Here is a 24,564-nt window from a genome sequence, read left to right on the forward strand (position 1 = left end):
TGTCAGCTCTCTTTAATCGTCGAACGCGGATCGAGCAGCCCCAGTGCTACGTCAACCAAAAGATTCACCAGCAACACACCCATGCCGTAAACCAACACCACACCCTGAACCACTGGGTAGTCCTTGGCGAGGATGGACGCGACAATAGTGCTGCCAAGACCAGGCCAGGCGAAGACGTTTTCCACCAGGACTGTTCCTGCCACCATGGCACTGAGCATCAAGCCACCGAGGGTCAGTGTGGCAGTCAAGGCATTTGGCAGGGCATGCCTGAAATACACCACCCAGTCCGGGAGTCGCTTGGCACGGGCAGTGCGAACGTAGTCAGCACCGAGGACGGAGAGCATTTCCACCCGCACGATGCGGGCCAGTACAGCAACCGAGCCGACGGCCATGGACAGAACGGGTAGGACGTACGAGCTCGCGTCGGATCGTCCAGCCACCGGAAACCAGCCGAGGTGTACGGCGAATAAGAACACCAACCCCACGGCTAGGAGGAACTCCGGTATTGCTGCCACCAAGATCGAAGTGGATGTGAAGGCGAGCTCTGTCCGACGGCGCCGGCCGCCTCTCGTGAGCACTCCCATCAGCGCACCCAGAGGTACTGCAATCAGGACGGCCAGCATGAAGGCCAGACCGGCGAGCTCAAAGGTCGCCGGAAATCGTTCGCCTATGACCTGAGCTACCGGCAGGTCAGAAGTCATGGAGGTTCCAAGGTTTCCGCTCAACAAGCCCTGGAGGTAGTGGAAGTATTGCAGCCAAAGGGGGTCGTTGAGACCCAAAGCTTCACGTCGGGCCTCCACCAAGGCAGCCGGAGCCGTGGCACCCAGCGCGGACCTCACTGGATCGCCCGGAATCAGATGGATCATGAGGAAGGACGCGCTCACCAGCACCCAGATGGAAACCACCAAGCGACCTATCCTTCGCGCCGCAAAGCCTGTCCACGGACTGCTTATAGCGACCGCGACGACACTAGGTGCAGTGCTCAAGTTTTCAACTCCTGCTTTTTGGGTCTCATGGACCTCCCACGAGACCGGCGATCTCTATTATGTGGCTCACATTTCCGGAGGCCGTTGGCCTTTTGGCCCATGCATTTCGCCATGGATAGTGGGAATGGACAAAAGCGCCGGTTAGTCCGCGCCTTACCATTGGCCAATGACCAATCTCAATGAACTTCGTACCTGGCTGGAAGGCCGCCTCCCCGCGTTGCTGGCCGAACATCAGGTTCCGGGCGCGGCTGTAGCGGTCTCTGTTAAGGGCGAGGTGATAGAGGCCGCTGCCGGCGTGCTCAACAAGAACACCGGCGTCGAGGTGACCACGGACTCGCTGTTCCAAGTTGGTTCGATCACCAAGCTCTGGACAGCCACCCTCATCATGCAACTGGTAGACGAAGGGAAGATTGATCTCGACGTTCCAGTCACGACTTACCTCCCTGGTTTCCGACTCAAAGATGAGTCAGCCGCTGCCGTTGTTACCACCCGCCAACTGCTGAGTCACACTGCCGGATTTGAGGGCGACATCTTCACCGACACCGGTCAGGGTGACGACGCCATTTCCAAGCTTGTGGAGACCTTTGGAGAAGTTCCGCAGTTATTCACGCCGGGCACCATGTTCTCCTACAACAACGCGGCATACGTGGTGCTGGGCAGGATGATGGAAGTTCTGCGTGGTAAGCCCTATGACGAGTGCCTACGCGAGTTTCTGTTCGCGCCGCTGGAACTCACTCACGCGGCAAACGGCCCCTACGAGGCCATTCTCTTCCGCACTGCGGTGGGACACATCGTCCAGAACGAAGGTGAAGAGCCTCAGGTGAGCCCTATCTGGGCGTTGCCTCGCTCAACTGCTCCTGTGGGGGCCATGCTCACCATGAGTCCACGTGACCTCCTCAAGTTCGCGCAGATGCACCTTGATTCGGGGCGAACGGGATCAGGAGAGCAAATACTCAGCGCCACATCCGCTGCTGCCATGCTGAAACCACAAGTGAAGCTGCCGGATTTGGGATGGATGGGCGCTGCGTGGGGCCTCGGCTTCGCACTTTTCGACTACGACGGCGGCACTGTAGTGGGTCACGACGGCGGCACTATCGGCCAGACGGCCTTCTTGCGGCTTTGCCCGGAGAAGGACGTTTCCCTCGCACTTTTCTGTAATGGGGGCACCCCGCTTTCGGTGTTTACGGAAATCGGAGAACGTGTGCTGCGGGAGTTTGCCGGCATCGGCCTGCCGCAACTTCCTGCTCCCTCCGAATCACAAACGCCAGTAGATGCATCCCGTTACGTGGGCCAGTACTGCTCACAGGTTGCCGACGTTGTGGTCAGCCAGGACGCAGAAGGCAGGATCTGGCTGGAAAGAACACCCAAGGGGCTCTACGAGGAAGTTGGGGACCAGACGGAAAAGATTGAATTGGTGGCAGCCGGCGGGGACAACTTTTTGCCTGCGCAATTGCAATACGGCATGCACCTACCTCATGTATTCCTCGGCGATGACGGTGAAGGCCGGGCACTATTCGTCCATACCGGCCGGGCCGATCGCCGCGCCAACGCATGAACATGGAAACGGAGAAACTTGCAGGGATTTTCGCTTCTGCAGGAGCTGTGGGATCCCTGCACGCACGGGAGATCGGGGTCATCGATGGTCCCGAGGTTTCTCTGAACGCGGATGAACCCGTAGTCCTGGCTTCTGTCTTCAAGGTGCCCTTTGCCGTTGCCTACTCACGGGAAGTCTCGGCGGGCCGCCTGGTGGAAACTGAGAGAACCACCGTGACTTCGCGGTACCGGGTAGGAGGTCTGGGGACCGCAGGCTGCGCGGACGACGTCGAAATGAGCTGGCGTGATCTGGCCTTCTTCATGCTGGCCATGAGTGACAATGCCGCCACGGACGTCCTCTACCACCGTTTGGGCCAAGCTGCAGTGGACGCCGTCCTGGATGACTTGAACCTCAAACACACGCAGATCATCGGGTGCGGGGAAGACCTGGACCATCAGGTGGCGGAAGATCTTGGCATGGACCCGAAGGCCGGCCCCGTCGATTTAGAGGCCATACTTGCGGCGGCAACGCCCCAGCAGATTTGGTCCTTGGGAATCCTTGACCCGGCCAGGACACCCTCCTCTACGGCCCGGGACATCGTTCGCCTTTTGGAGGCCATCTGGACGGATTCGGCAGGCTCACCGGAGGCGTGCGAGCGAGTCCGGTTAATGATGGCCCAGCAGATTTGGCGGCAGCGCCTTGCGTCCGGTTTCGACGGGAGCGTTCTGGTAGCCGGCAAGACCGGCACCCTTCCGGCCATACGCAACGAGGTGGGAGTAGTGACGTATCCGGACGGTCGCCACTATGCCGTCGCCGTCTTTACCAGGGCGGCGACCCTTGAGGACCCTCAGCCCGCTATCGATGCGTCAATTGGCCAAGCGGCGCGCTTGGCTGTGGATTTCCTGCGCCAACAGTAAACGGCCAGGACATCCATCTCCACCGCCAGAGGCCTCGTAGTCCTTTTGGACAAACGCTAACGTCGGCGCTTGTCGCCTTAGCTAAAGGCCTCTGGAACATATGCGGAAAGAATAACCCCATGAAAATTCACGGCATGATCAAAGCGGTTCTTAGCATCACCGCCATCGGGGCGCTATCAGTGACGATGGTTGCCTGCTCTGGTTCCGCGCCGAAGGCCGGCGGCGGGGAGCTCGCGAACGGCAAAACGTTCACCTTGAGGCTGAGCGTGGACCCGGGTTCCCTGGACCCCCACTTTGCTTCCAATTCCATTACCCAGCAGGCCACGAGGTTCCTTTACGATTCACTGGTCAATTTTGATCCCGACGGGAACATCATCCCGGGCCTGGCGCAGACCTGGGAGGGGACAGAAACCACCGTCACCTACACCCTGCGCAAAGACATCACATGCTCGGACGGCACCCTTTTAACGCCGGAGATTGTGGCAGCCAACATCAACTTCGTGGGAGACGCCGCCAATAACTCCACACGGACGGGCGTCTATGTTCCTCCTGGTGGCACAGCTACTGCTGACAGCGTCGCCGGAACCGTGACCGTCACGTCGGCGTCGCCCGAGCCCTTCCTGATCCGCAACGTGGGCGGACTGCCTATCGTCTGTGCCGCGGGAGCGAAAGACCGCAGTATCCTCGCCCAAGGGGCGGACGGTACCGGGATGTACACAGTGACTGAGGTAGCAGCGGGAGACCACTACACCTTGACCCGCCGCAAGGACTACGCATGGGGCCCGGGCGACTGGAAGAAGGACCAGGAGGGCCTGCCAGACAAAGTTGTCCTCAAAGTCATCGCCAATGAGACCACGGCAGCAAATCTACTGCTGTCCGGGGAAGTGAATGCTGCCACCATTGTTGGACCTGACAAACAGAGGCTTGAAGGCAAGAAAGCCTTCCAGCGTGATTTGGTCACGGCCTTGGGGCAAATCTGGTTCAACCAGAAGCCAGGTTCCCCGGGTGCGGATGAGAATGTCCGCCGCGCGTTGACTCAAGCCCTGAAACTCGATGAACTCGGGCAAGTGGTGACAAGTGGCACGGGTAAGCCCTCCACGGGTCTCATTGCGCCTGTGCTGAGCCCCTGCAAGCAGGACACGCTAAGCGGCAATCTGCCTGAGCACGATCTCGAAGCGGCAAAATCCGCGTTGGACGCAGCAGGGTGGAAAGCCGCCGGGAATGGCGTGCGGAGCAAAGACGGGACGCCCCTGAAAATGGAGTTCTTCTATCCCAGCACCATGGGCCCCTCTTTTGCCGCCGGGGCGGAACTGATCAAGGAAGTTTGGTCCGGGATCGGTGTGGATGTTCAACTGCGGCCGGTCACGGATGCCGAGGGGAGCTCCCTGATTCTTGGCGGACAAGGAGGATGGGGGGCGGCCTTTGTGCCGATAGGCGTAGCACTGCCAAATGAACTGGTACCTCTTGTATCAGGACCCACCCCTCCCGAGGGCACCAATTTTGCCTACATCACCAATCCTGGCTACTTGGAGAACGTCCAGAAGGCTGTTGCCACCACCGGTGAGGCGGGATGCGAACATTGGGCCGCTGCCGAGAAGCAAATCTTTGAGCACGTCGACGTCGTACCGTTCGTCAACTCCACAACCCCAACCTTCGCCCAGGGCGCTACGTTCGAACTGGCCGACGGGCAGTTGGCTCCTGCCTCGGTTCGCATGCTCCGCTAAAAGTCCCGTTCACAGCGAATGCTTCGTCCTGTTCCGCAGGGCGGAGCATTCCCTATTTTCGGAGTGGTTCTTCCAGACAAGCAGTGCGTCAACTGTTGGTCCGGGCGGACAAAGCCAGACGCCCCTCACCACGCAAGGATTGAATCATGTCACTGAATCTTGACGCCCACCCCTCCGCAGAGCGCGCACTGTTCACTGCAGCATCAGCGGCGGCCACGGCCAACGTCCACATCATAGACGAGCACAACCGGGACAAGCTCCAGCAGGTTGAAGAGTTGCTGGTCTCCGTATGGGGAATGTCTCCTCACGGAGCTCCCATCCCCTTCGATTTGCTGCGCAGCATCTCTCATGCAGGGTGCAACGTCGCAGCCGCCTATACCCCTGAAGGGGTCCTTTGCGGAACCGCGGTGGCAATCGTTTCACCTGAAGGGTCAGTGTACTCACTGATTGCCGGGGTGCTTCCGGGCATTGCTGACAGAGGCGTAGGCTTCGCCCTGAAGCAACACCAGCGGGCCTGGTCCCTGGCGCGCGGCATGGAAACCATGACATGGACGTTCGATCCACTGGTCAGCCGGAATGCCCGGTTCAACCTGACTAAGCTGGGCGCTGTTGCTTCAGAGTATGAACGAAACTTCTACGGTGAAATGCAGGACGAACTTAATGCCAATGACCAATCCGACAGGTTGGTTGTCGTATGGCCGTTATCCTCTGCGCGCACCATCCAGTGCAGCGAAGGGCTGCCCGAAGAGGTAACCCTTCCGCAGGGCGCACTGGATCGGGTCATGGAATACGGCCCCGACTCGCAGCCTGCGTTGGTGCAGTCCGAGGGCAATCTATGGTGCCGGGCGCCCCGGGACATTATCGCCCTACGAGGAACAAACCCGCAGGAAGCCGCTCTATGGCGCTCGCACCTCCGCGCCATCCTGGAAGCCGCATTGGCGTCCGGTTACGTTGCATCAGGAGTCAGCCGTACGGGCTGGTACAAGCTCACACCCGCCGCATTCACGTTCTAAGGAGACTCACATGAAGGTATACATCTCTGTTGATATGGAGGGCATCTCGGGAGTGGCCACATACGACCAAATCATCCGGGGAGGCCGAGGCTACCCACGGGCACAAGCACTCATGACAGCGGAAGTTAACGCTGCAATTGAAGGTGCCTTCCAAGGCGGTGCCACGGAGGTTCTGGTCAACGATAGCCACGGGACCATGAACAACCTCCTGCACGAGGATCTGGACGCCAGGGCTCGCGTTATCTTCGGCTCACCTACGGCATTCTGTATGGCCGAGGGCCTGACGTCGGACTTCGATGTTGCCTTTTACGTTGGATACCATGCCCCTGCCGGCGTGGAGGGCCTGTTGGCCCACAGCTTCTCCGCGCTCTTCACCAGTTTCAAGCTCAATGGAGAGATCGCATCAGAAGCGAGCATCAATGGGCTTTTCGCCGCTACCCGAGGGGTTCCCGTTGGCTTGGTGACAGGGGACGACGTCATCTGTGCCATTGCCGAGCAAGAGTTTCCGGGAGTGGTGACCGTTCCGGTGAAGGTAGCCCACGGATTCCAGGCAGCAAACAGTCTCTCCCCTGGTTTCGCCCGCGAGGCCATTCGCAAGAGTGCCCGCGCAGCCGTCCAAGGCGTGGAAAAGACCCGGTTGCTACCCGTTCCGGATCGACTCCGGCTCGAGATCGGCTTCCAGAACCCGTTGGCCGCTGAACTTTTGGAAGCCGTCCCCGGCGTATCCCGAATCAGCAACCTCGTGATCGCCCGGGAGGTGGACACGTCCGAAGAACTTCTTGGAATGATTGGGACTACGTACGAGCTGGCTGCGGTGGCCGCGAAGACGATGTTTCTTCGAGAGTCCCTGAACTAACTTTCACATCACGGTTAAACAACTTTGCAGGAGCCTGTTCCGGCTCCTGCAAAGTTGTTTAACCCTCTCATAAGGCAGCTGGCGTCAGTACCTTATCCGTGGGATCGAGCGGAGGAGGGTCTTAGTGTATCCGTCGCGTGGTTCCGCGAAGACCGTTTCCGTGGTCCCGGCTTCCACGATGTTGCCGTGGTACATCACCACCACGTTTTCGCAAAGACTGCGGACCACCGCCAGATCATGAGCGATGAACAAGACAGACAACCCCAGTTCGTCCCTCAGATCGGCCATAAGGTTGACGATGCCGGCTTGTACGGAGACGTCCAAGGCGGACACGGCCTCGTCCGCTACCAACAGGGATGGTTCAAGGGCCAGTGCCTTGGCAATGGCCACTCGTTGTCGTTGCCCACCGGACATGGAGATCGGGTAAGTGTCCAATGCCCTCTCGGGCAACTGAACTTGCTCCATGAGTTCCCGGCAGCGCTTGTTCACATCGCGCCGTTCTACAATCTTGTGGACACTTAACAGCTCGGCCAGCGTCTGACGAACAGTCATCCTCGGATCCAGGGAAGAATACGGGTCTTGGAAAACCATCTGGATCTGGCGCCTTAGTTCCTTGGTTCTGCGCGCTGGCAAGTGGGTACCGTTGAAGACCATGGTCCCGGTAAATGAACTCTCCAAAGCGGTCAGCACCCGGGCCAATGTAGACTTCCCTGAACCGGATTCACCCACCAATCCCAGAATCGTGCCCCTCGGGACAGAAAGATCCACGCCGTTCAGGGCAACGATTTGGCGCTTGCTGCGGCCACGGCCACTGGAGAACTCCACCCGTATGTCCCGCATCTCCAAAATGTTGTCACAGCCGGGCCGGTTTGGCTGAGTGTTGGACATGCTACAGCTCCTTAGAGATCGATTGGATACCAGGGCCGTGGTCCGCCATCCGCATTGCGAACGAATAGCCGGCTGGCCTGTCCCGGAGCGCCAACGTGGTTCCTGGTATTGGTTGCAGCCGTTGACCCGGCTCATCAATGCGCGGGGTGGCCGAGAGGAGGGCGCGGGTATAGTCCTCCTGCGGATTCCCCAAGACCTCGGCCGCGGTACCGGACTCCACCAATCGCCCGGCATAGAGAACGCTGATGGTGCTGCAGAGTTCGGAAACTACGGCCAGGTCATGGGTGACGTAAAGTATGCCCGCGTTCAACTCCGTCTTCAGCCCCGCGAAGAGAGCCAGAACCTGCGCTTGAACTGTGACATCAAGGGCCGTTGTGGGTTCGTCACACAGAATCAGCTCAGGTTCGCAAGCAACGCTGGCGGCAATCATGACCCGCTGCCTCATCCCCCCGGACAACTGGAACGGATAAGCGTCCACTCGGAGTTCCGGGTTGGGTATTCCCACCAAACTCATCATGTGGATGGCGCAATTCCGGGCTTCCTTCCGGCTGAGTCCTTTTCGCTGGGCTATTCCATCCGATATCTGCGTGCCAACCCGGGCAATGGGATTCAGCGCCACAGCAGGTTCCTGAAAAACCATCGATATTCCTGTGCCGCGGATTTTTCGGATATTCCTGCCATTGTTGGCAAAAAGGTCTGTTCCGTTGAAAAATGCACTTCCTCCGCTGACCCTTGCGTTCTGCGGGAGCAAACCCATCAGCGAACGCAGTGCCAGGCTCTTCCCGGACCCTGATTCCCCCACAAGGCCATGGGCTTCCCCCCGCTGAACGCTAAAGGATACGTCCCTTAGCGCCGGGTAGGCACGGCCTTGGATGGAAACATCAACGCATAGTCCTTCGACTGTCAGCAACGACTCCACCACCGGGATCCCCCTCATCGCTTGGCCCGCAAGGTGTTGGCAATTCCATCCCCTAGGAATGTAAGGGAGAGGCTCGCCAGGATGACTGCTGCACCGGGAATCAGGACAAGCGAGTAGTTTCCCGAGGCCAGGAATTGTTGACCGTCACTGATCATTTGTCCCCAGTCCGGAGTAGGCGGAACAATTCCGAGCCCGAAATAGCTCAGCGTCACAATGACGCCAATGTTTGCTACGACGTCACTCATTGCGAACACAATGGCCTGCGTCGCGGTATTGGGGAGGACATGCCTGACCACGATGCGGGCGTTGCTCAAGCCGCCGGTTTCACAGGACTGGATGAAGTCCCTGCTCCTGATGACGAGTGTCTCGGCGCGCACTATTCGTGCGTAGGACACCCAGCTCACCAAGCTGATGGCAAGAAAGATACTCATGGGTCCGTTCCCGAATACAAACACCAGGGTAATGACCAGAACAAAGAACGGGAAAGCGGAAACAACGTCGGCGATGCGCATTATCAAAGTGTCGAACCAGCCGCGGAAGTAGCCACACAGTGCTCCCACAACAGTGCCCAGGGCGAAGGGAAAGAGTACTGCCAAAAAGGCTATTCCAAGGTCGCTGCGGGCGCCGAACAGCAAGCGGCTCCAAGTGTCCCGCCCAAGGTTGTCAGTCCCCAAGGGGTGGGCAGCGCTTGGCCCGGACAAGGTGTTCGCCAGGTCCTGCGCAGTGGGGTCATGCGGAGTCAGGAGCGGGGCGCATACTGCCGCCAGCACCATGGCTCCGAAAACGGTCCCTCCGATGATGAGTTCGATGTTGGCCCCGCGACGCAAGGGCCGCAGACCAAACCGCCTTGGCCGTTTTGAAGCGGTGAATCCGGGACTGGCCGGTGGTTGGGGTAAAAGTGTCTGGGTCATGCCAGTCTCGCTCTCGGGTCAAGTAGGGCATAGGAAAAGTCCGTGACGAGGTAGACCACAACAACAATTCCCGCAAATATCAGCGTGGTGGCCTGCACTACGGGGAAATCCCGTCCCAGGATGCCTGCCAGCATGAGACTTCCCATACCTGGAATCGCAAACACCTTTTCGACCACCAGTGCCCCGCCTGCCAGTGCGCCGGCTTGGATTCCCAGAATTGTCACGCCGGAAATACTGCCGTTGCGGATGGCGTACGTAACCATCACTGTGGATCGCCTGAGCCCTTTGGAGTGGCCAAAGGCAACAAAGTCGCTTTGCAATGCATCCGTTAGCGAGGCCCTCAAACTGTTGACCAGCATGGGAACAATTCCCAGAGCGATTGTCAGGGCAGGCAGGACGAGGGAGTGGAGATGTTCCCCGGTTGTTCTTCCGTAACCGCCTACCGGAAACCAGCGCAAGTTCAGGCCGAAGACGATGACCAGCAGGGTACCGATCAGAAACGCAGGAGTGCCCTGTGCAACAGCGCCGAAGACGCGAACTCCGATGTCCGCACCACCCCGGCCACGGACAGCCACCCAGGTCGCGAGCGGCAGGGAAATCACCACGGCGAACACCACAGCCAGCAGCATTAGCAGAAGCGTGGTTGGTAGCCGTTCGGCGAGTAGGGACTCGATCGGGGTTCGGAATTGAAATGAGTTTCCGAGGTTGCCGTGGAGGAGATCACCCAGGAAGTTCCAATACTGCACACCGAGAGGCTGGTCCAATCCCCATTCGCTCCGAAGGGCCTGGACAGCCGATTCGGAGGCCTTGTCGCCCAGCGTTGTCCGGGCAGGATCACCTGGAGTGGCGTGGACCAGGATGAACGTCGCAGTGACTACGCCCCAAATCACAAGGATAAGCAAGCCAAGCCTCCGAACCAGGAACCGGGTCATTTCCTGACATCCGATCCGCTGGGGGTCCAGGACGCCACCGGTTGGCCGCGATGCACTAGTTGGACAGCCATGTGTTGACCAGGTTGTAGTTGCCAGTGATGGACGGTTGGAAACCGCGGACGGTGTCGCTGTAGCTGTAGAGGGCTGGCAGGTAGAACAACGGGACCATCGGCTGATCTTCGTCGACCATCTGCTGGATCCTTGAGTAGAGCTTGACCCTTTCAGCTTGATCGCTGAGGCCCGCTGCCTGGGTTGCCAAATCAGCGACTTCCTTATTGTCGTAGCCCGTGTACAGGGCGTTGGACCCGCCCGACTGCACTGCAATAAACCGCACCATTTCGTCGGGATCCGTGATGTCCGTGGTGGCCACGCTGATGGCCATGTCGTAGTCCATCGACTTCCGGGCTGCCCGTTGTGATGCAGGCTCCATCTGGTTAATGGTGACGTTGATGCCGATTTCGGCGAGCTCGCTCTGCAGGATCTGGGCGATGGTCAGCTGGGTAGCATTGCCACTGGTCACCAGGATATTCGCGTCGAACCCCCGTGGGTGGGAAGAGCTGGCCATCTCTTTCTTGGCTTCATCGAGATTAAGCTGCCGGCCCTTTACGTTTGAGTCGTAGGCCCAGTAGGCCGGGCTCAGGAACGAACCGGCAGCAGAACCCTGCCCAAAGTACGCAGCTTTCAGGATCGCCTCGCGATCAATCGCGGAGGCAATGGCGCGCCGCACATGGACATCATTGAAAGGAGCTCTGGAATTGTTGAGCGTGAGGAAGCTGGTCAGACTGCTGTCGAATGCTGAAGCTTTTAGTCCTGGGGTTGACGCCAATGCGGCGAAACTACTCGCGGCCGGGGCTTCGTTGATGGTGATTTGGCCGCCCTGAAGTTGCGTCGCACGGGTATTGGCGTCGGGCACGGTCACGAACGTCACTGCATCCAGGTATGGCCGGTCAGCGCCCCAGTAGGCCGTGTTCCTGACGAGTTCCAGTTGTTGCCCCTTGGTCCAGTTCTTCACCTTGAAAGGACCGGACCCCACAGGGGCCTTCGCGAAGTCTTCCCTGGACAATCCGCCGTAATTCTCCGGGACTATGGAGTTGGCAAAAAGTGCCAGCACCGAGGGCAGTGGAGACCATGCGGTCTTCGTCTTGATGACCACAGTCCCGGGTGTGGGCGCCTCAACGGTCTCGATCTGCTCGTTGAGGAAACCCGAGGGCAAGTCCGGGTCCGAAGCGGCCTCCAAGGAGAACTTCACGTCTGCCGAGGTGAGCGGGCTTCCGTCGGAAAACTTGACGTCGGGCCGCAAGGTGAACGTCCACGCAAGCTTATCTTCGGACTGCACCCACGCGGTGGCGAGGGCAGGATTGAGACTTTCCCCGTCCACGGAAGGGACAAGAAGGGTGTCGAAAATTTCTTCGACCGTCCAGATCGACTCATTGTCCGAGGCATCGGCCGGCATCAACGTTGATGCGTCCGCTTCCCTGGCCAAAACAAGTTGTCCACCGCTTTTGGGCACCCCCGGGTCCTCTGATGACGTGGACCCACCTGGAGAGCAACCCACCAGGAGTAGCGACGAGACGGCAGTCACAGCAGCCAGCTTTGGCAACCATTTTGTTGAGAACATTGTTATTCCTAAATGTCAGGCATGTGCCGGTTGTGAGGGATTTACTGGTTCGGCGGAACTCAAGTCCGGTTGACGAGTGAGTACACCGTCCTGGCAGCGAGGCCCGCCAGGTTGTAACTGGTGGCGATCATTCCCAGGAGGTCCTCCGGCGAGTCGAGCTCCCGGGCAATGGACAGGTTGCTGGTGCGGACTACTCCGGGCACGGCCTCCACGAGTTCGGCAGCAAGCGCCGTCTGAAATCCGATCTCAAGCCGTATGCCGTCTGGAACGGGCAAAAGCTGCGTTCCGCCGTTCCCTCGAACAGCATCCGCGGCTTGGTTTCTGATCTGTTTCCGGGCTTCTTGGGGCGACAGGCTATTGGCCGCCATGACACCGCGGGCTTCCTTCACCTGGACAGTTCGAACGCCCGGAAAGCTTCTCCGCGCAATGTCACAGATAATGTCGTCTCCTGTCACCAAACCGACGGGCACGCCCCTTGTGGCAGCAAACATCGCATTCACGGACGCTTCGGAAGCCACAGCGCCGTTGACCCGGAAGCTTGCAAAGTAACCGGAGAAAGAGTGTGCCAGTACGCCCTCAGAGCCGGCTGGAGCGTGATAGCCCACATACAGCGCCACATCAAAATCGGACGTCAGGCCTTCGGCCATGCAGAACGCTTTGGGGGAACCAAAAATGACTCGTGCTCGTGGATCCAGCTGCTCGTGGATGAGATTGTCCATGGTTCCGTGGCTGTCATTTACGAGAACTTCCGTCGCGCCGCCATCGAAGGCGCCTTCGATGGCGGCGTTCGTCTCAGAGGTCATCAGCAGCTGGGCACGCGAATAGCCGCTTCCGCCACGAATAACCTGGTCGTAGGTGGCAATTCCGGCAATGCCTTCCATGTCCACTGAGATATAGACCTTCATTGTGAATCTCCTTAGGATCGCTGCACGGTACTCCGGGCCGCGCCGATCTTCGGCTGGGCGCCGCAAGGACGGTGACGGTTTAGAAATAGGTCTTGACGGCGCCGACCACTTGGTAGGAGTCGTCGACAAGGGGAATCAGGGGCCACTTGTCAAAGGCGGAACATGGATGTGAAATCCCCAAGCAGACCAATTCGCCAACAGCCAAGCGATTCTCATCTGAAAACGAAAGAAAGAGATGTTGGTCATTCAGCGAGGTGACCTTGGCATCGGCAAGTCCTCTTTCGCTGTCGGCATTCCTCACCCTCAAGGGAACCGGCATGCCGGCGTCATAAGGGACATCCCGTCGGCCGCACCCAAGGATTGCCAAGCCGGTGGCAGGTACAGACAAAACGTGTGCCCACACCTCCAGGGCCGGAAGGAAGGGGTCAGCGTCGTCACGTAGAGGTGACGCTGTTTCATAGAGGCCATGATCGTGAGTGATGTAGCACCCGCTTCGCAGGACAACGCTGATGGGCGGGCCCTGCCATTCGCCAACAAATTCACGGACCACTTCATCGAAGTAGGCGCTCCCCCCGCTGGTGACCATCGGACGCGACGGCAGGAGGCCGGCATTGTGCAGGGCAAGCACAGTAGCCGTCATGGCGGCAAGGAAAGCCCTCGCAGCAATGAGGCGGTAAATGGCTGTTTCGCCTGGGACCAAACCCTCGAAACCTTCGACGCCAAACAGCTCCAGGTGGGCAGAGGATGAAATGGCGGATGCCACTGCCAGCGCTTCATCCGTGGTCCTGCATCCCGCCCTGCCTCCGTTGTAGCCGAGTTCGAGCAGCACCGGCAGGGAACGCCCGGCCTCACCGATGCCGCTCAACGCTTCATCCATCAGGCGAACACCTGCCAGGGAGTCCACCAGAACGTAGACTTCCCGTGTCACATCTCCGCGAAGGAAAGCACAGATCCATTCAAGATCAGCTCGGGCGAGAACCTGATTGGCAATGATGATCCGTCTCATTCCGAACTCAGCCAGGACTCGCGCCTGCGACACCGTTGCTACCGTGACAGCCCATGCACCAGCCTCAATCTGCCGGCGAACCAGCTCCGGGCTCATGGTCGTCTTCGCATGCGGTGCCAGAAGGACCCCACGCCCATTGCACCAAGCGGCCATCCGCTCAATGTTGTGGTTTAGCTCTGCTTCCTTGAGCACCATGACCGGCAGGGAGAAGTCTCCGCTGAGCGCGTTCCAGTCCTGTTCCGGAATTTCTGCCAGGGAAAGCCAGGACGTGCCCGAAGGGAATGCTTTGAAACGGTAGTCAGCCGGCTCAGTGTGAATCTTTTGCGTAGCAGGGGTACGCACATCATTTAGCGCCATTGAAGGGTTCTCCTCGGTCTTTCTTCGAAGATACGCCGCCGTGAATCTGCGTCCTTGGTGCTGCAGGCAGAGGTCTGGGCCTTGGTTTCTTCCTTTCGGACGAAGTCCTTGCAAGACCCCTTGCGGAACCTTGACGATCGTCATGGGACTGATACCTTAGCCTCCATGACCACCGCAGACTCCAAAACACTGCAAATATTTGACGGTACGGACAAAGCCGTTTTCAAGGCGCTGGACGATGACCCACGAATCCCCATTCTCTTCCTTGCCAAAAAGCTGGGACTTGCCAGAGGTACCGTTCAGACGAGGCTGGAACGAAAGATGACCGGAGGCTCCTTGTTCCCCCACAGCACACGCATCGCCCCTGAGGCATTGGGACTACCCATATCCGCGCTCGTCACCGCCGAAGTTGAACAGTCATCCCTGGACGCAGCCGTCCAAGCTTTAGGCAGCATTCCCGAGGTCATCGAAGTACAAGGCATGGCAGGTGAAGCGGACTTGGCTATCCGCGTTGTTGCGCGGGACATGGAGGATCTGTTCAGGCTTGGGCAGGCGATTACGGAGTGCGCAGGGATACGTCGCAGCACCACTTCCCTGTTGCTGAAAAGACTAATACCGTTGCGGATCCACCAGCTGCTGGATCACGCCTGACTACATCATGACTAAAGCGGTGCTGGGCTCCGAGACAATGGAGCCCACGTCTGCCAGGAACGTGGAAGCCTGCTCGCCATCCACCAAACGATGGTCAAAGGAAAGGCTAAGTGTCATTAGACTGCGCAGCGCAACTTCTCCGTGGTGCTCCCAAGGCAAGCGCCGGACAGACCCCACCGCCAAGATGGCAGCTTCGCCCGGGTTGAGGATAGGCGTTCCGGCGTCAATCCCGAACACTCCAATGTTCGTGATGGTGATAGTGCCACCGGCGAGCGCCGCCGGACTCGTTTTTCCGCCTCGGGCCGTCTCCGCAAGTTCACTCAGGGCCTTAGACAAGCCTGTGAGTGACAAAGTTTCCGCGTCCTTGATATTGGGCACAATGAGTCCTCGCGGTGTCGCGGCTGCAATTCCGAGATTGACGTAGTTGAAGTGCACGATTTCCTGCCGGTTTTCATCCCACGTGGAATTGAGTGAGGGATTGCGGCTAAGTGCAACCAGGACAGCCTTCGCCACGAGTGTCAGGGGCGTCAGTTTGTAGCCCGCATACTCGCGTTTTCCCTTGAGCCTTGCCAGCAGTTCCAAGCCGTCGGTGGCATCCACTGTCAGGAACTCCGTAACGTGCGGCGCGGTGAATGCGCTGGAGACCATGGCGGACGCTGTGCGCTTCCGCACCCCCTTGATGGGGGTCCTGGTCTCGCGGGCGGAGCTGGAAACAGGCTGCAGTTCCCGCCGCGCAGACTTCATCGCAGCCGCGCTGACATCCTGCCGGATGATTAGTCCTGACGGACCTGTGCCCGTGAGCATTTCCAAGTCAACGCCCAAGTCCCTCGCCAGTTTGCGGACGGGAGGTGTGCACCGCGGCCGCCCTGCCCTGCGGGGAAGGTCAATATCAGCGTCGGAACTCTCCCCCTCAACATTTTCCTTGTCCACGCCGATGGTCCGGTGGTCCTGTAACAGGGCCCTGCGTGCACGGCGGCTGGGGCGCCCGGACTTTTCAACCTCGGCTCCGTAACCCACCAAGGTGGGTACACGCTGGGTGACACCCGACTCGTGGCTGTTCCCTTCTACGGGAGTATGCAGAGAATCCGCCGGGACGGTAAATGAAACGATGGGCGCGCCCACCGCAACTACCGTTCCCGGCTGTTCATGTAGTGCCGCCACCGTGCCTTCATACGGAGACGGCAACTCCACCACGGCTTTGGCTGTTTCCACCTCCGCGATCACTTGGTTCAGTGCAACGTGGTCCCCTACCGATACTTTCCAGCTAAGAATCTCCGACTCCGTCAGGCCTTCACCCAAGTCCGGCAAGCTGAATTCCTTCAATTCGGTCCCGCTCATGCTTCCAGTCCTGTCAGCGAGTTGGGGCGGCCCAGTGCCCGGTCCACACCGTCAAGGATCCTGTCCAAATCGGGCAGGTAGTGCTCCTCCATCTTTGAGGGCGGGTATGGAACATCGAAACCTGTAATCCGAAGGGGCGGGGCTTCGAGATAGTTGAAGCAGCGTTCGGTGATGGTGGTGGCGATCTCCGCTCCCAGACCTCCCGTTTGAGCCGCTTCGTGGGTAATCACCAAGCGGCCGGTCTTCCGAACAGAAGTTTCGATGCAGTTAAAGTCGATGGGAGACAACGAACGGGCGTCAATGACCTCGATGGACAAACCTTCATCTTCGGCCGCCTGCGCAGCATCCAGGGCGGTCGGCACGAGAGGGCCGTAGGTGACCAGCGTAAGGTCGCGTCCATCACGCAGGATCCGGGCGTTACCCATCGGCAACAGCTCCTCCAGGTCAGAGTATTCAATTACCTCGCCTTTGACGTGGTACCGGCGTTTTGGTTCGAAGTAGACTACTGGATCCTCTGATGCGATGGCCTGACGAAGCATGGAATAAGAGTCCTGGGGATTCGAAGCCGCTACTACCCGGAGGCCGGAGGTGTGAGTGAAGTAAGCTTCCGGAGACTCAGAATGGTGTTCGGGAGAACCAATCCCACCACCGAAAGGTACACGAACCGTAATCGGCATCTTGACTCTTCCCTGAGTCCGGTAATACAGCTTCGCGACCTGGCACACGATCTGGTCAAATGCGGGATAGATGAACCCATCGAACTGGATTTCGACCACGGGGCGATACCCCCTGTAGGCGAGTCCTACAGCGCACCCCATGATCCCAGCCTCTGCCAGAGGTGTGTCCACTACGCGATGGATTCCGAATTCTTTCTGCAGGCCGTCGGTGACACGAAATACGCCGCCCAGTTTTCCGATGTCCTCGCCCAGGAGTATCACTTTCGAATCGTCTTCCAAGGCCTTGCGCAGACCCGCGTTGATTGCCCTTCCGAGGGTCATGGTGTTCATGGGTTCATCCCTTCAACGGGGTCGCCTTCAAAAGTCTGAAGGTAGCGGGCGTAATTGGTCTTTTGGGTTTCCAGCGCTGAATGCGGCTCGCTGTAGACATGGCTAAAAAGGTCCAGGGCGGCCGGCGGCGGCATAGTGATACATGCTTCGCGCATCTCCTTGGCCACACCATCAGCCTTGGCAGCCACGGATGATTCGAGTTCGGGAGTGAGTGCTCCTTTCTCTTTAAGCAATGCTTCCAGTCTGGCTATCGGGTCTTTCGCAGCCCACATTTCGAGATCGAGCGGGTCACGGTATCGGGTGGGATCGTCTGCAGTTGTGTGGGGACCCATACGATAGGTGACGGCCTCAATAAACGTTGGACCGCCGTCGGTCCGCGCTCGGTGGAGGGCCAACCGAGTGGCGGCAAGTACGGCCAGAACATCGTTGCCGTCTACGCGGACAGAGGGGATGCCGAAACCCAGCGGACGTGAAGAGAGCGAAACCTGGGCCTGCAGACCTACAGGCTCAGATATGGCCCATTGGTTATTCTGGCAGAAGAAGATGACGGGAACACGAAAACTGGCCGCAAAGACCATCGCTTCGTTGACGTCACCCTGGCTGGTTGCCCCGTCCCCGAAGTAGGCCAGTGCAACGGCGTCACTGCCATCCTGCTGGATTCCCATTGCATAACCCGTAGCATGCAGAGTCTGGGCGCCGATGATGACCTGCGGGGTGGCCATGTTTAGCTGGAAGGGGTCCCATCCTGAGTGCGCGTTTCCACGCCATACTCGGACAAGGTCGCCCAAATCGACACCCCTGCAGTAGGCCACCCCGTTCTCCCGGTAGCTCGGGAAAACAAAATCTTCGTTCCGTAAAGCACGCCCTGAGCCAACCTGTGCCGCCTCCTGGCCGAGAAGCGGGGGCCAGAGCGCGAGTTCACCTTGGCGTTGAAGATACGTGGCCTCCGTATCGATCCTCCTAATGACCACCATGTCCTCGTAAAGTGAAGCCAGTCGGGTATCAGTTACATCTTCCACCCAGGGGTCAAAGTCGGAGTTTTTCCGCCGGCGGCCTTCGGGTGAAATCAGTTGGACGAGGTCTTCCCCTGATGGATCCTGTAGTTCTTGCTCTCCTGATGCAAGGCTCAACTCATGTACCAGCATATTCACGCACCTTTGTGATGTCGTTCGGTGACAGCGACGTCGTTTCCCACGCGTATTGCCATACGTACGCCTGTTGGATCAGAAGGTACTGATCCGGGGTTACCACCCACAACAAGGCCCTCGACGGTTGTACACGAAGCCCAGTTAAGGCGGAAGCGGAACCAAAATAGTTATCACGGTGCCCGGAAAAATCCCGCAGCACAAGTTAGCCGGACGGCGGCAGACGGTCCATCATCTTCGTGCTGATTTCCTTAAGGCGTAATTGCAGAGCCAAGGCGAGGCGGATGTCAGGATCGTCAATGTTAACCACCTCTGCCATCCTGCGGAGTCGATGCCGAAGGGTATTGGGATGTAGCACCAACGCGTCTGCCCCCTTGGCGATGTCGTAGTGCGCAGCAATCCAGCTGCGAAGCGTTTTCACGTACTCCGTGCCGTGCTGCCTATCGTGGTTAGCCACCAGAGAGAGCGGCTCCACGTTCTCACCCCGCTCCAAGTTCAGTGCATTCATCACCTCAAGCAAAAACAAAGATGCGCCCAGATCCTGATGCCTGCCGATCTCTCCCTGCCCGAGCGGTCCGCACATCACTTCCAAGGCTTGTTTTGCCTGGACGTAACCGGCTGGCACGTCCGCCACGGTGTCCATTGTTCGGCCTATCCCAGCCCGCCAACCGCCCCCCAGGCTTTCGCCGGCCCGTGCCAGGACAGACGCGAGGATGTTTTGCAACACTGGAGAATCCGCTGCGGTGCCACTAACGGCTACAGCCTGCCCGTCGACGGCTCCGACGGCGGTCTGCAGGCGGTACGAGGAGAACGCCATCCTTAGCAGTACACTCACGTGAACTGCTGCCGACTCGGCCGACATGCCGCGAGACCGGGCAGGCAAATCTTCGTCACGGCCGATCACCACCACCGTGGCAGGGGCGTCAAAGCGCAAGCCAAACGACTCAGCGAGCTGTCGGTCAGGAACAGGGCCTCGAAGCAACTGACCGAATCGCTCGGACCGTTGTCGCCGGTCAATATCGGCAGCAACGTTCAATCGGGCTAAATGTGGCGCAGCAAGGCGGGCACCTTCCGTCAGGACCTCCGCCGCGTTGGTAGCCAGGGGGGCCTCGCCCAACTGCACCCAGATACTCCCCAGTGCCTCACCGCCATCACGGACGGCGATAGCGAGCCGTGGGCGGAAGTCGGCGTCGATACCTATCCAAGTCGCCGTTCCAGCGCGCAGCACATTGGCATAGTCTTCTGCATTGGTGGGATGGTCCGGGACCCTTCGTCCTAGGATACCGTCCCTGCGCAGGTCATCCACAACTTGGCCCGGGATGCTGGAGTAGGCCAACACCCTCATGGACAAGTCTTCAATAGCCACTGCGCCACCTGACCGCAGGGCAATATCGTTCGCCAGTGAAAATAGGTCCGCCGCCCTGTCGTCCTGATCGTGGATCGGATCCCTGATGGCTCGCAGGGCATCGATCAGCACATACAACTGGCCCCAAGAAAGTTCTACACTACACTCCAACAATGTGATACCGGAGTGATTGGCAAGCTTTGTCAACCGCCCTATTTCCGTGCCACCGGCACGCACAACTACCGCTGCAACCTGGCCCTCGGCAGCCGTGCCGAACAAGGCCGGATCCGGGTTTCCAGGCACCAGCAGCACAGCATCGGTGAGATCGATATTAACCTGGTCGGGATCATGGATTATGGGAGAACCGATTGGCGCCGAAGGGCCTTGTGGCAGCGCGAGAGGGCGCACCACCTCGGGACCGAGGCTGTCCAGGAGCACTCCAATCGTGATGCCCCTCGACGATGGCTGTGCTTGCCTGACAAACGGATCGGTCATTCGAGTGGATCTCCTCGATCAAAAACCTGTCATGGTGCGATAACGGCTGCTAACGAGGCTACCAACTTGCCGCTTCGTCCATAACGGGCAGACCGGAACACATTTCGTGTCGCGAGCCGGTTCCATCAGGTTTGGAATGCCGCGGACACCTCACGCAGCGACAGCCGCGATCGCTTCAATTTCCACAAGCGCCCCTTTGGGCAGCCCAGCCACCTGGAAGGTCGCTCGCGCCGGGAGCACGCCTTCATTGAACCTATCCGCGTAAATTGCGTTGACCACAGTGAACTCCCCGAGATCCATCAGCAGGACCGTCGTCTTGATGACATTGCCAAGCGTGAGCCCCTCCGAATGCAGGATTGCTTCGATGTTGTCCAACACTCGCTTGGTTTGTTCTGCGACTCCGCCCTCTACAATCCCATCAGTGGCCGGATCGATAGGAAGTTGACCGGAGATAAAGATGAGGTTCCCGTTGGCCACAGCTTGGGAGTAGGGCCCGATTGCCATCGGTGCACCCGTGGTAGTGATTGCTCGGGAGTCAGCAGTTGTGGAAGGCATTGCTATTCCAATCTCGTGATGTTGCATCTTGGGGAGTGCTGGTATCGTCACCTCCCCCGGCTCTGTGCAGGGGTGAGGTCCGGTCCCACTTAAACGTTGCGAACAAGCGCCTGCCTGCAGGCCTCGACCATGACCGCCACGGCGCGTTCCATAGCCGTAAATTCGAATGTCATCCCAGGATTGTGCAGTCCCGGACGAACGTCGGCACCTACTGCAAGCATGGCTGCTTGGAGACGCTCATTTCGGACCGAATAGAAGTGGAAATCATCAGAACCTGAGGTAACGGTTCGAGGCATCAGGGAGTCCGTTCCATATTGCGACTTGATGGCAGTCGCGAGGATGCGCTCGGCTTCCGGGCCAACCGAAGCGGCGGGGACACTATCTTGAAATTCCAAGTCAATAGTCACCAACGAACTGGAGGTGATGCGGTGGCACAAGGAAATGAGCCCCTGCTTCAAAACCTCCATCGATCCATTGGTCTGTGCTCTGAGATCAATTCCGAATTGAGCACTGCCAGGTATGACGTTCAGCGCACTTCCGGCCTTAAGCATGGTCATCTTTGCGGAGTGGGGCGTCAGCGGATCGATCTTCATCCGATGCAGTGCATCGGAGATCTCGCCAGCCACTTCTATGGCATTGACCCCCTGATGCGGCCGGGCCCCATGGTGATCCTCACCATGAATGAAGCCTTGAACAAAGAGGCAGGCCCCGTGGGCGATCGCCGGGGAAAAGTACGGAGAAGGAAGCTCGTCACCCGGACGGAGATGCACCCCAAACAAGTAGTCAAGATCGTCGGCAACACCAAGTCCTGCCACCAGCTCCGCCCCGTTTCCGGTCTCCTCGGAGGGCTGAAAGATTGCTCGCACTCCCGTCCCGATCGAGTCACTGACTTCAGCAAGTTCAAGCATCACCGTGGCAACAATGGCCATGTTCGCATCATGGCCACAGGAGTGCACCGCCGTCGGCACCCCGTCAATGTCCTGAATCAGGGCGTCCATGTCCGCCCTGAGGCCGACCCGGGGTTTGCCTCTCCCCACGTCAACGACAAACCCGGGAAATGCACCGAACTCCTGCGGTTGAAGGCCTGCTTCCTCCATGATGACCCTGAGAAAGTCGGTGGTCTTGAATTCCCGCATGCTCGGCTCGGGATGCCGGTTCAAATACTTCCAAATCCTGGAAAGCCGCACTTTCCGGGAGCTTGATGTCAATGATGATGAGAGGTTTGATTCAGCCTTTACTGCCATAGCTACATTCAATGCTGCCAATGAAAGCCTGTCTTCAGGGGTCAGCACCAAGTTAGCTCGAAATCTTAGTCCGCAACGCCAAGTCAAAGCTCATGTATGGCTGCTTAGCTCAAAGAAGATAAAAGTGCCTGATAGCGGGCATCCCCACTTCTTTTCGTTACACAGAAGACAGGATGATGAATTGATTGCATTTACTGCCGCCGAGATCGCACAGCTAACCCACGGCCGGCTGAACGGAGACCCGGACGTCACACCCACTTCCGTAGTGACTGATTCCAGGGAAGCCAAAACCGGTTCCTTGTATGTGGCGAAGCCCGGCGAACACGCCGACGGCCACCACTTCGTCCACGCTGCCTTTGAGCGGGGCGCCGTCCTGGTCCTGGCCGAACGCAAAGTTGTTGACGCCCACGGCAGCCCGTATCCCGCCGTCGTGGTTGATGATGCGGTGCTGGCCCTGGGCGCGTTGGCCGCGGAGACCATCCGGCGTATCCGGTCCGAACGCAAACTTCGCGGTGAATTATTCACGGTTATTGGTATCACCGGATCCGCTGGAAAGACCACCACCAAGGATCTTCTTGCAGGCATACTCTCCACCACCGGTGCCACAGTTGCACCGCAGGGTTCCTACAATGGCGAGGTAGGCGTCCCGCTAACGGTTTTCAACGCTGATGCCGGAACCCGTTTCCTTGTCATCGAGATGGGGGCCACCGGACTCGGGCATATCAAGTACCTCGCTGACATGGTCAAGCCTGATATCGGTGTTGTCTTGATGGTTGGTACGGCCCACGCCGGTGAGTTTGGTGGCGTGGACAATATAGCGAGGACCAAGGGTGAACTGCTCGAGGCCCTCAGCGAGCATGGTACCGCGGTCATAAACCTCGACGACGCCCGAGTGGCGGCCATGCGGCCCCGGACAAAAGCCAAGGTCTTGGGCTTTACCGCCTCGGCCGGCCTCCCTGAGGAGGTGGGCGCTCTAAACGTATTCATCAATTCCGACGGCTTCCCCGGCTTCGATCTTGCTCTACCGGACGGCGGGCCTTCAGTTCCTGTAAGGAGCCGCCTAATTGGCGCCCATCATGTGACAAACCTGTTGGCGGCCGCTGCCGCAGCGTTTGCGGCAGACATAGCGAGCTCAGCCATCGCGACCTCACTGAGTTCACAGGCAGCAGCGAGTCGCTGGCGCATGGAGCGGATGGAACGCGAAGACGGTGTCACCATCATCAACGATGCCTTCAACGCGAATCCGGAATCAATGAGCGCAGCCTTGCGAGCCTTGGCGGAGCTTGGCCGGGAGAGGCGTACCTGGGCTGTCCTGGGCGCCATGCTCGAATTGGGAGACGACTCCGTCCAGGAACACAACGCGGTAGGCGCCCAAGTGGTTCAGCTGAACATCTCCAAACTGGTGGTGGTGGGCCAGGAAGCCCGCGCCCTTTTTGACTCCGCCATCAAGGAAGGATTGCCCGGGGACGAGTGCCATTTCACCGAGTCAGTGGAGGACGCCTACGAGCTCCTGCAAAACGAACTGGAGGCGGGCGACCTGGTCTTGTTCAAGTCGTCCAAGCAAGTAGGTCTGCGGCACCTGGGCGACAGAACATCACTTTCTCCTCGTGCCAGTTCCCCTGCTGGCAAAGATTAAGCGAGTGTGTGAAGAATCTGCGGCCGGAGCAGACTTGGTATCCGGCGGCGGCCTCGTACAGGGTCCCGGCGTCACCTCCGTCTGCTGACCGCCGTCGGGCCGTAAGCCCAAGACTCACTGCTCCCAGAGGTCGACAAACAGCTGCCAAGGGCGCTTAGCATTATTACGCTAGGCAAGCTGGCGTACGTGACGTCCACCCAGGATTTTCGGGAAGCCATCGCTGATACCCGGACGACCGTCAGCGACGAGGTCCAGCAGGAGCTTCTTCGAACATCCAAGCGCTGGGGCGTGTGTCGTTTGGATCCCTTCTGAGCAACGCTGCAGGGCGGGGTAGTCTCAGGTTTCGGTGAAAACACCCTCTTTGTAACGGAACCCGCCAGGTCCGGAGAAGATGGCCTACGTCGGTTGCCCAGCAAGAAAAATCCGGCCCGACGTCAGGTCCTCGGCAGAAACTTCGTCGAAGAAGGCCATGAAGTCCTTTTCATGGACGGAGGTTTGAGCGGCTCTTAAACCTAAACCGGAGGCAGGGCAACATACGGACACTTGTCGGCAGACTGGCCCGCGTCGACGTGCTCGGCCAAC

Annotated in this window: 22 protein-coding genes; 8 read left to right on the forward strand and 14 right to left on the reverse strand. The window is 58.9% G+C overall.

What is annotated here, in order from left to right:
* Positions 1 to 2: 2 nt before the first annotated feature.
* A complete protein-coding gene (locus tag BACI9J_RS12015) occupies positions 3 to 986 on the reverse strand; it encodes an ABC transporter permease (protein WP_268891950.1) in 984 nt (327 codons plus the stop codon).
* 166 nt (positions 987 to 1,152) lie between these two features.
* On the opposite strand from BACI9J_RS12015, the gene BACI9J_RS12020 reads away from it, so the two are divergent.
* The 5 genes from BACI9J_RS12020 (at position 1,153) to BACI9J_RS12040 (ending at position 7,030) form a co-directional block, all read left to right on the forward strand.
* A complete protein-coding gene (locus BACI9J_RS12020; RefSeq protein ID WP_159734587.1) occupies positions 1,153 to 2,541 on the forward strand; it encodes a serine hydrolase domain-containing protein in 1,389 nt (462 codons plus the stop codon).
* Positions 2,538 to 3,437: a serine hydrolase gene (locus BACI9J_RS12025; protein WP_159734588.1), complete on the forward strand. Its 900-nt coding sequence runs from the start codon at positions 2,538 to 2,540 to the stop codon at positions 3,435 to 3,437. Before BACI9J_RS12020 ends, BACI9J_RS12025 begins: the two co-directional genes overlap by 4 nt.
* A 119-nt stretch (positions 3,438 to 3,556) precedes the next feature.
* On the forward strand, positions 3,557 to 5,161 hold the full coding sequence (locus BACI9J_RS12030; protein WP_201296575.1) for an ABC transporter substrate-binding protein: 1,605 nt from the start codon (positions 3,557 to 3,559) through the stop codon (positions 5,159 to 5,161).
* A gap of 146 nt (positions 5,162 to 5,307) precedes the next feature.
* Complete coding sequence (locus BACI9J_RS12035) at positions 5,308 to 6,174, forward strand: hypothetical protein (protein WP_159734589.1); 867 nt, start codon at positions 5,308 to 5,310, stop codon at positions 6,172 to 6,174.
* A 10-nt stretch (positions 6,175 to 6,184) separates the two neighbouring features.
* Positions 6,185 to 7,030 carry a M55 family metallopeptidase gene (locus BACI9J_RS12040; RefSeq protein ID WP_159734590.1) on the forward strand — a complete coding sequence of 282 codons (846 nt, stop codon included), beginning with the start codon at positions 6,185 to 6,187 and terminating at the stop codon, positions 7,028 to 7,030.
* Positions 7,031 to 7,114: 84 nt separating this feature from the next.
* On the opposite strand, the gene BACI9J_RS12045 is transcribed toward BACI9J_RS12040, so the two are convergent.
* The 7 genes from BACI9J_RS12045 to BACI9J_RS12075 form a co-directional block, all read right to left on the reverse strand.
* Positions 7,115 to 7,918 carry an ABC transporter ATP-binding protein gene (locus BACI9J_RS12045; RefSeq protein ID WP_159734591.1) on the reverse strand — a complete coding sequence of 268 codons (804 nt, stop codon included), beginning with the start codon at positions 7,916 to 7,918 and terminating at the stop codon, positions 7,115 to 7,117.
* 1 nt (position 7,919) lies between these two features.
* Positions 7,920 to 8,855, reverse strand: coding sequence for an ABC transporter ATP-binding protein (locus BACI9J_RS12050; RefSeq protein ID WP_159734592.1), 936 nt, complete (start codon positions 8,853 to 8,855; stop codon positions 7,920 to 7,922).
* Positions 8,852 to 9,748 (reverse strand): ABC transporter permease, encoded by an 897-nt coding sequence (locus BACI9J_RS12055; protein WP_159734593.1) that lies wholly within the window; start codon positions 9,746 to 9,748, stop codon positions 8,852 to 8,854. Before BACI9J_RS12055 ends, BACI9J_RS12050 begins: the two co-directional genes overlap by 4 nt.
* Positions 9,745 to 10,680 (reverse strand): ABC transporter permease, encoded by a 936-nt coding sequence (locus BACI9J_RS12060; RefSeq protein ID WP_159734594.1) that lies wholly within the window; start codon positions 10,678 to 10,680, stop codon positions 9,745 to 9,747. The genes BACI9J_RS12055 and BACI9J_RS12060 overlap by 4 nt, the downstream gene beginning before the upstream one ends.
* Positions 10,681 to 10,735: 55 nt before the next feature.
* Entirely contained in the window at positions 10,736 to 12,190 is a 1,455-nt protein-coding gene (locus BACI9J_RS12065) for an ABC transporter substrate-binding protein (RefSeq protein WP_159734595.1), read from the reverse strand.
* Positions 12,191 to 12,357: 167 nt separating this feature from the next.
* Positions 12,358 to 13,203, reverse strand: coding sequence for a M55 family metallopeptidase (locus BACI9J_RS12070; protein ID WP_159734596.1), 846 nt, complete (start codon positions 13,201 to 13,203; stop codon positions 12,358 to 12,360).
* Positions 13,204 to 13,282: 79 nt separating this feature from the next.
* Complete coding sequence (locus BACI9J_RS12075) at positions 13,283 to 14,566, reverse strand: alanine racemase (RefSeq protein ID WP_159734597.1); 1,284 nt, start codon at positions 14,564 to 14,566, stop codon at positions 13,283 to 13,285.
* A 165-nt stretch (positions 14,567 to 14,731) separates the two neighbouring features.
* On the opposite strand from BACI9J_RS12075, the gene BACI9J_RS12080 reads away from it, so the two are divergent.
* Positions 14,732 to 15,217 carry an Lrp/AsnC family transcriptional regulator gene (locus BACI9J_RS12080; protein ID WP_159734598.1) on the forward strand — a complete coding sequence of 162 codons (486 nt, stop codon included), beginning with the start codon at positions 14,732 to 14,734 and terminating at the stop codon, positions 15,215 to 15,217.
* Here BACI9J_RS12080 and BACI9J_RS12085 read toward each other — a convergent pair whose 3' ends face one another.
* From BACI9J_RS12085 to BACI9J_RS12110, 6 genes are all read right to left on the reverse strand, one after another.
* Positions 15,218 to 16,555: a dihydrolipoamide acetyltransferase family protein gene (locus BACI9J_RS12085; protein WP_159734599.1), complete on the reverse strand. Its 1,338-nt coding sequence runs from the start codon at positions 16,553 to 16,555 to the stop codon at positions 15,218 to 15,220. It abuts the gene before it with no gap.
* Positions 16,552 to 17,562 (reverse strand): alpha-ketoacid dehydrogenase subunit beta, encoded by a 1,011-nt coding sequence (locus tag BACI9J_RS12090; protein ID WP_159734600.1) that lies wholly within the window; start codon positions 17,560 to 17,562, stop codon positions 16,552 to 16,554. Before BACI9J_RS12090 ends, BACI9J_RS12085 begins: the two co-directional genes overlap by 4 nt.
* On the reverse strand, positions 17,559 to 18,707 hold the full coding sequence (gene pdhA, locus BACI9J_RS12095; protein ID WP_159734601.1) for a pyruvate dehydrogenase (acetyl-transferring) E1 component subunit alpha: 1,149 nt from the start codon (positions 18,705 to 18,707) through the stop codon (positions 17,559 to 17,561). The genes BACI9J_RS12090 and pdhA overlap by 4 nt, the downstream gene beginning before the upstream one ends.
* 205 nt (positions 18,708 to 18,912) lie before the next feature.
* Positions 18,913 to 20,547, reverse strand: a complete 1,635-nt coding sequence (locus tag BACI9J_RS12100; RefSeq protein WP_159734602.1) for a PucR family transcriptional regulator — start codon at positions 20,545 to 20,547, stop codon at positions 18,913 to 18,915.
* 150 nt (positions 20,548 to 20,697) lie between these two features.
* On the reverse strand, positions 20,698 to 21,102 hold the full coding sequence (locus BACI9J_RS12105; protein WP_159734603.1) for a Rid family detoxifying hydrolase: 405 nt from the start codon (positions 21,100 to 21,102) through the stop codon (positions 20,698 to 20,700).
* An 89-nt stretch (positions 21,103 to 21,191) separates the two neighbouring features.
* The gene (locus BACI9J_RS12110) at positions 21,192 to 22,262 is read right to left on the reverse strand and encodes an amidohydrolase (protein ID WP_236558673.1); all 1,071 of its coding nucleotides are present in this window, start codon (positions 22,260 to 22,262) and stop codon (positions 21,192 to 21,194) included.
* Positions 22,263 to 22,527: 265 nt separating this feature from the next.
* Here BACI9J_RS12110 and BACI9J_RS12115 point away from each other — a divergent pair, with 265 nt between their 5' ends.
* A complete protein-coding gene (locus BACI9J_RS12115; protein WP_159734605.1) occupies positions 22,528 to 23,982 on the forward strand; it encodes a UDP-N-acetylmuramoyl-tripeptide--D-alanyl-D-alanine ligase in 1,455 nt (484 codons plus the stop codon).
* Positions 23,983 to 24,168: 186 nt separating this feature from the next.
* The gene (locus BACI9J_RS24620; RefSeq protein ID WP_268891951.1) at positions 24,169 to 24,294 is read left to right on the forward strand and encodes a hypothetical protein; all 126 of its coding nucleotides are present in this window, start codon (positions 24,169 to 24,171) and stop codon (positions 24,292 to 24,294) included.
* The last annotated feature ends 270 nt before the right edge of the window (positions 24,295 to 24,564 follow it).

The sequence above is a fragment of the Arthrobacter sp. 9V genome (genome assembly GCF_902506065.1).
Taxonomy (GTDB): Bacteria; Actinomycetota; Actinomycetes; order Actinomycetales; family Micrococcaceae; genus Arthrobacter.

Coding starts and splice junctions, on each gene's coding strand:
- BACI9J_RS12055 (WP_159734593.1), bottom strand. CDS start 9,748: ATGACCCAGACACTTTTACCCCAACCACCGGCCAGTCCCGGATTCACC.
- BACI9J_RS12025 (WP_159734588.1), top strand. CDS start 2,538: ATGAACATGGAAACGGAGAAACTTGCAGGGATTTTCGCTTCTGCAGGA.
- BACI9J_RS12105 (WP_159734603.1), bottom strand. CDS start 21,102: ATGCCTTCCACAACTGCTGACTCCCGAGCAATCACTACCACGGGTGCA.
- BACI9J_RS12060 (WP_159734594.1), bottom strand. CDS start 10,680: ATGACCCGGTTCCTGGTTCGGAGGCTTGGCTTGCTTATCCTTGTGATT.
- pdhA (WP_159734601.1), bottom strand. CDS start 18,707: ATGCTGGTACATGAGTTGAGCCTTGCATCAGGAGAGCAAGAACTACAG.
- BACI9J_RS12100 (WP_159734602.1), bottom strand. CDS start 20,547: ATGACCGATCCGTTTGTCAGGCAAGCACAGCCATCGTCGAGGGGCATC.
- BACI9J_RS12045 (WP_159734591.1), bottom strand. CDS start 7,918: ATGTCCAACACTCAGCCAAACCGGCCCGGCTGTGACAACATTTTGGAG.
- BACI9J_RS12085 (WP_159734599.1), bottom strand. CDS start 16,555: ATGAGCGGGACCGAATTGAAGGAATTCAGCTTGCCGGACTTGGGTGAA.
- BACI9J_RS12035 (WP_159734589.1), top strand. CDS start 5,308: ATGTCACTGAATCTTGACGCCCACCCCTCCGCAGAGCGCGCACTGTTC.
- BACI9J_RS12030 (WP_201296575.1), top strand. CDS start 3,557: ATGAAAATTCACGGCATGATCAAAGCGGTTCTTAGCATCACCGCCATC.
- BACI9J_RS12040 (WP_159734590.1), top strand. CDS start 6,185: ATGAAGGTATACATCTCTGTTGATATGGAGGGCATCTCGGGAGTGGCC.
- BACI9J_RS12020 (WP_159734587.1), top strand. CDS start 1,153: ATGACCAATCTCAATGAACTTCGTACCTGGCTGGAAGGCCGCCTCCCC.
- BACI9J_RS12080 (WP_159734598.1), top strand. CDS start 14,732: ATGACCACCGCAGACTCCAAAACACTGCAAATATTTGACGGTACGGAC.
- BACI9J_RS12090 (WP_159734600.1), bottom strand. CDS start 17,562: ATGAACACCATGACCCTCGGAAGGGCAATCAACGCGGGTCTGCGCAAG.
- BACI9J_RS12075 (WP_159734597.1), bottom strand. CDS start 14,566: ATGGCGCTAAATGATGTGCGTACCCCTGCTACGCAAAAGATTCACACT.
- BACI9J_RS12070 (WP_159734596.1), bottom strand. CDS start 13,203: ATGAAGGTCTATATCTCAGTGGACATGGAAGGCATTGCCGGAATTGCC.
- BACI9J_RS12050 (WP_159734592.1), bottom strand. CDS start 8,855: ATGAGGGGGATCCCGGTGGTGGAGTCGTTGCTGACAGTCGAAGGACTA.